Consider the following 4,020-nt stretch of genomic DNA (forward strand, 5'->3'; position numbering starts at 1 on the left):
TCATCGGGCCGCGAACAGCACCGAGGACCGGCCTCCGTCGACGTCGATGACGGTGCCGTGGATATCGGCAGCGTCGTCGCTGGCTAGGAACACAGCGGCTCGCGCGATCGCGTCCGGCGTCACGAGACGCCCGAGCGGTGTGGTCGCCATCATCGGCCGGGCTATCTCGGCCACCGGGCTCGCGCTGTCGAAAGTCACGCCGGGAGAGATCGCGTTGACGCGCACCCCTTGCGGACCGAACTCTGCAGCCCAAGCGCGGGTCAGCGTTTCAATCGCTCCCTTCGACGAGGCGTACGCGGTTCCGGCGGGAATGCCTAGCCGTGCCCCCCAAGAACCCAGATTGAGTACTACACCCCGACCGACCTCAGCCATTGCAGGGACGAGTGCGGCTGTGAGGAAGTACGGCGCCTTTACGTTCACCGCCATGATGCGGTCGAAAGTCTCCCCGTCGATCGCCAGTGTGCCACCCGGCGGGTAGATGCCCGCATTGTTGACGAGGATGTCGATCGATCCGTAGACCTTCGTCGCCTGCTCCGCCAACTCACGTGAGCCTTCGACCGATCCGTCGAGCTCGTGACGGAGGAAACTCGCCTCGTCGCCGGCTGCCTGGATCGCTCCGACGACCGCGCGGCCGCGCGCGGCGTCGCGCCCTGTCACAACAACGCGCGCACCCTCGGCGGCGAACCGGATTGCGATTGCTTTCCCGATGTTGCTGGTGGACCCCGTGATCAGGGCAGCCTTGCCCCGTAGGCGTTCAGACATCCGCTCGCTCCTCGGTCAGCATCGTGAGCCAAACCTCTACGAGACCTCGGACGACGTCGTCGCCCGCGCGGTCGTGAGGTCGAGTGGTTGGAGGATGCGGTGGGGACGGAACAGCGCACGGGTCACCCGATCGTCGCGTAGCGCCAACTCGGCTCCGGGTCCGGGTCGGATCTCGATGTCGCCGGCGTCGGGAACGATTCCGCATCGGGGACATGCGCCGGCCGCGTCGAGATCAGTGCCGCACTCGGCATGCGCGAAGAGGCGGCGGCGACCGGCACGAGGGGCGGTTTGCTGATCACCCCATTCGGCCAGCGAATGCAGAATCGGCCAGAGGCTCCGTCCTCGATCGGTCAAGAGATACTCGCTTCGGCCGGGGCTGTACTCGCGTCGTTCGAGCATCCCTTCGCTGACGAGCCGGTCGAGTCGGTTGGTCAGCACCGCGCGGGGGATGTCGAGGTGGACCAGAAAGTCGCTGAAGCGGCGCACGCCGAGGAAGCAGTCGCGGATGACGAGGATCGTCCAGCGCTCGCCGACCAGCTCGAGTGCCCGAGCGACCGGGCAGTCCTGGAGTTCGTAGTCCTTGCCTAGTGCCATACGAGAATTGTAGCGCATCGGTCTTGTCACTGAACCGATGGAGGCGTACGGTTCAATCAACAGACCTTCGGCGTACCTCGAGGGCAGCCGGCATCCGCACACGCAGGAGAGGTGCCATATGGCGGTAACGACGAACGCAACGCCGCAACCGTTGGTGCGCTCCTACGCGGAGTGCTCGAACCAGAGGGTGAGCGCCGCGAATGGCGTGGACTACGCGTTCCGCGAGCTTGGCGACGGCGGGGCGCCCCGGGCGCCCGCAGGAGGCTCGGCGTTTCGACCCGGCAAGCCAGAGCGAATTGGCTCACCGGTGACGATAGCAAGGCCCGCCGTATGACTGCTTCGTCTCCACTCGCGATCGGACGCCGTATTGGATCGATCATGTGGTTCCCGTTCCTCTTCGCGATCGCCCTTCCTTTGATCTTCGAGGTCGCATTTCACGCGCCGCAACCGCACCAGGTTCCGATCGCCGTAGTCGGAAGTACTCGGCAGGTCGAGTCCGTCGTTCGGGAACTCGATGACATCAGATCGGGAGGATTCGAAGTCGGCCAGGCCCGGTCGCAGGCTGAGGCAGTTGCCGCCGTTCGCGATCGACACGTGGCGGCTGCGTACGTCGCGACCTTGCAGCCAAGTCCCGCCCTCTACGTGGCCAGAGCTGCCTCGGCGATCAGAGCCTCGTACCTTCAAGGAGTGTTCGCGCAACTCGCTGTCGAAACGCGCGCACCACCACCTTTGCTGGTCGATGTCGTACCATTGCTTCCCGGCGACAGCGGGAACGGGACATTCTTTTTCGTCTTTCCGATGTTGTTGGTCGCCATCGTCACCTCGCTCGTCCTATTGCAAAGAGCGTCGGCTTGGTCAATTGCTCGCCGCATGCTCGCGGTGGCCGTAATCGGTGCGGTGGGAGCGACGACCGCGTATGTCACGGTGGAGAGGTTGCGGGTGTTGCCGGACAAGCCTGTGCTGTTGTTCTACGCCTTCTTCCTCAGCCAGGTCTTGGGTCAGTTGCTACTCGGCGCGGCCCCGCTTCTGAAGCAGTACTTCCTGCCGGTCGCCATGACCTTCGCCCTGATACTTGGCGTCCCATCGTCCGGTGGAACGGTCCCACCCGATTTGCTTCCAACCGGACTGCGCTTTCTTTCGAATGTCCTGCCGCTGGCGCAGGGCGTGAAGGTCACGAGGAGCGTGGCCTATTTCGACGGTGCCGGGCTGCTGGCCCCGACGGCGATCTTGGTGGGGTGGGCTGTCGTCGCTCTGACCGCCATTGTCGTGAGCTCGAAGAAGAACAAGCCGTCGGATGAGCCTCGGTCCGGCGGTGTCACTCCACCAGACCCAATTACGGTTCGGTCGGCGGAGCTGCACAGCGGTGTTTCCGCGGCATAAGCGCTTTCGCTCAATACGCCATCTCCGAGTCGGAGGGATACCCCTGCCGCTCCAGAAGATCCACCACCCGGTCGGCGCCTACACGGCCGGAGAGAAGGGAGTTCGCCGAGATGAATCTCACTGACCACGCAGGAGTCCGGCTCAGTCACGGCAAGCCCAAGGTCAACGGCGTGGAGATCCACTATGCGATGGGCGGCGCGGGCGAGCCGGTGTTCTTGCTGCACGGCGTGCCGAAGACCATGTCGTACTGGCGCCACGTCGTGCCGCTGCTGACCCCGCACTACACCGTCATCGCGGTCGACAACCGAGGTTCCGGCGCCTCGCAGCGTCCGCTGACCGGCTACGACACCGCGACGATGGCCGGTGACGTCGCCGAGCTCGCCACCCACTTGGGCTTCGACCAGTTCCGCGTCGCCGGCGAGGACTGGGGCGCGGCCATCGCCTACGCGGTCGCCGCCTTCCACCGGCCCCGGGTGCAGCAACTGGTGTTCCAGGAAACGCTCCTCCCAGGATTGCCGGTCGCCGCGGGATTGCCGGGCGGCGAACACGACTCCTCGCTCGCCCCCGACGACATTCGCACCGGCTGGCACTTCACCTTCTTCGGCCTGCCGGACCTGCCCGAGTTGCTGTTGGCCGGACGGGAACGGCCGTTCTGGACGTGGTACGCCAGGCGCGCAATGTGGGACCCCAGCGCGCTGGCCGAGGAGGACGTCGACGAAATGGTGCACTCGGCCGAGCAGCCGGGGGGCACCAGGGCCATCTCGGAGATGTACCGCGCCCGCCAGACCGACGCCGAACAGAACCGCGCGCATTATGCCGACCCGATCAGCTGTCCGGTTCTGGCCGTCGGCGCGGAGGCTTATCTCGGGGACGCAGTGTCCAAGCAGCTCGCGCAAGTGGCCGGCGACGTCCGCGGCGTCGTCATCCCCGCGGCCGGTCACAACATCGCGCTGGAGAACCCGGCCGCCCTGGCCCAGGCCTACCTCGACTTCTTCGCAGGCGACTAAGCCGCGGGTTCAGCCATGTGACCCAGCGGGGCTGGCGGTATTGCGGCATGAATTTCTACGACATCGTGGAAAAGGTCGGGGAGACGATCGACAGCGCGGGAGTCATCGTCGTCATCGTCGGCGCATTGATCGCTTTCGCGGGCGCAGTCATCGGTCTCACGCGACGCGAAGCCGACGTCTACCGCCGACTTCGCGAACGGCTTGGCCGGACCATCTTGCTGGGGCTCGAGCTCTTAGTAGCCGGTGACATCGTTCGCACCGTTGCTGCCAAACCCAC

5 protein-coding genes are annotated in these 4,020 nt (G+C 65.5%); 3 read left to right on the forward strand and 2 right to left on the reverse strand.

The window, feature by feature from the left end:
- Window positions 1-762, reverse strand: a complete 762-nt coding sequence (locus tag QOC69_RS03305; protein ID WP_526436324.1) for an SDR family NAD(P)-dependent oxidoreductase — start codon at window positions 760-762, stop codon at window positions 1-3.
- A gap of 36 nt (window positions 763-798) precedes the next feature.
- A complete protein-coding gene (locus QOC69_RS03310; RefSeq protein WP_526436326.1) occupies window positions 799-1,356 on the reverse strand; it encodes a winged helix-turn-helix transcriptional regulator in 558 nt (185 codons plus the stop codon).
- Between the two features lie 687 nt (window positions 1,357-2,043).
- On the opposite strand from QOC69_RS03310, the gene QOC69_RS03315 reads away from it, so the two are divergent.
- The 3 genes from QOC69_RS03315 to QOC69_RS03325 all read left to right on the forward strand — a co-directional run.
- The gene (locus QOC69_RS03315; protein ID WP_526436328.1) at window positions 2,044-2,736 is read left to right on the forward strand and encodes a hypothetical protein; all 693 of its coding nucleotides are present in this window, start codon (window positions 2,044-2,046) and stop codon (window positions 2,734-2,736) included.
- 110 nt (window positions 2,737-2,846) lie between these two features.
- Window positions 2,847-3,743: an alpha/beta fold hydrolase gene (locus tag QOC69_RS03320; RefSeq protein WP_526436330.1), complete on the forward strand. Its 897-nt coding sequence runs from the start codon at window positions 2,847-2,849 to the stop codon at window positions 3,741-3,743.
- A 47-nt stretch (window positions 3,744-3,790) separates the two neighbouring features.
- A partial coding sequence (locus tag QOC69_RS03325; protein WP_526436332.1) for a DUF1622 domain-containing protein occupies window positions 3,791-4,020 on the forward strand: 230 nt, incomplete at its 3' end.

The sequence above is a fragment of the Mycobacterium sp. genome (assembly GCF_032162105.1).
Classification (GTDB): Bacteria; Actinomycetota; Actinomycetes; order Mycobacteriales; family Mycobacteriaceae; genus Mycobacterium.

Coding starts and splice junctions, on each gene's coding strand:
- QOC69_RS03310 (WP_526436326.1), bottom strand. CDS start 1,356: ATGGCACTAGGCAAGGACTACGAACTCCAGGACTGCCCGGTCGCTCGG.
- QOC69_RS03305 (WP_526436324.1), bottom strand. CDS start 762: ATGTCTGAACGCCTACGGGGCAAGGCTGCCCTGATCACGGGGTCCACC.
- QOC69_RS03320 (WP_526436330.1), top strand. CDS start 2,847: ATGAATCTCACTGACCACGCAGGAGTCCGGCTCAGTCACGGCAAGCCC.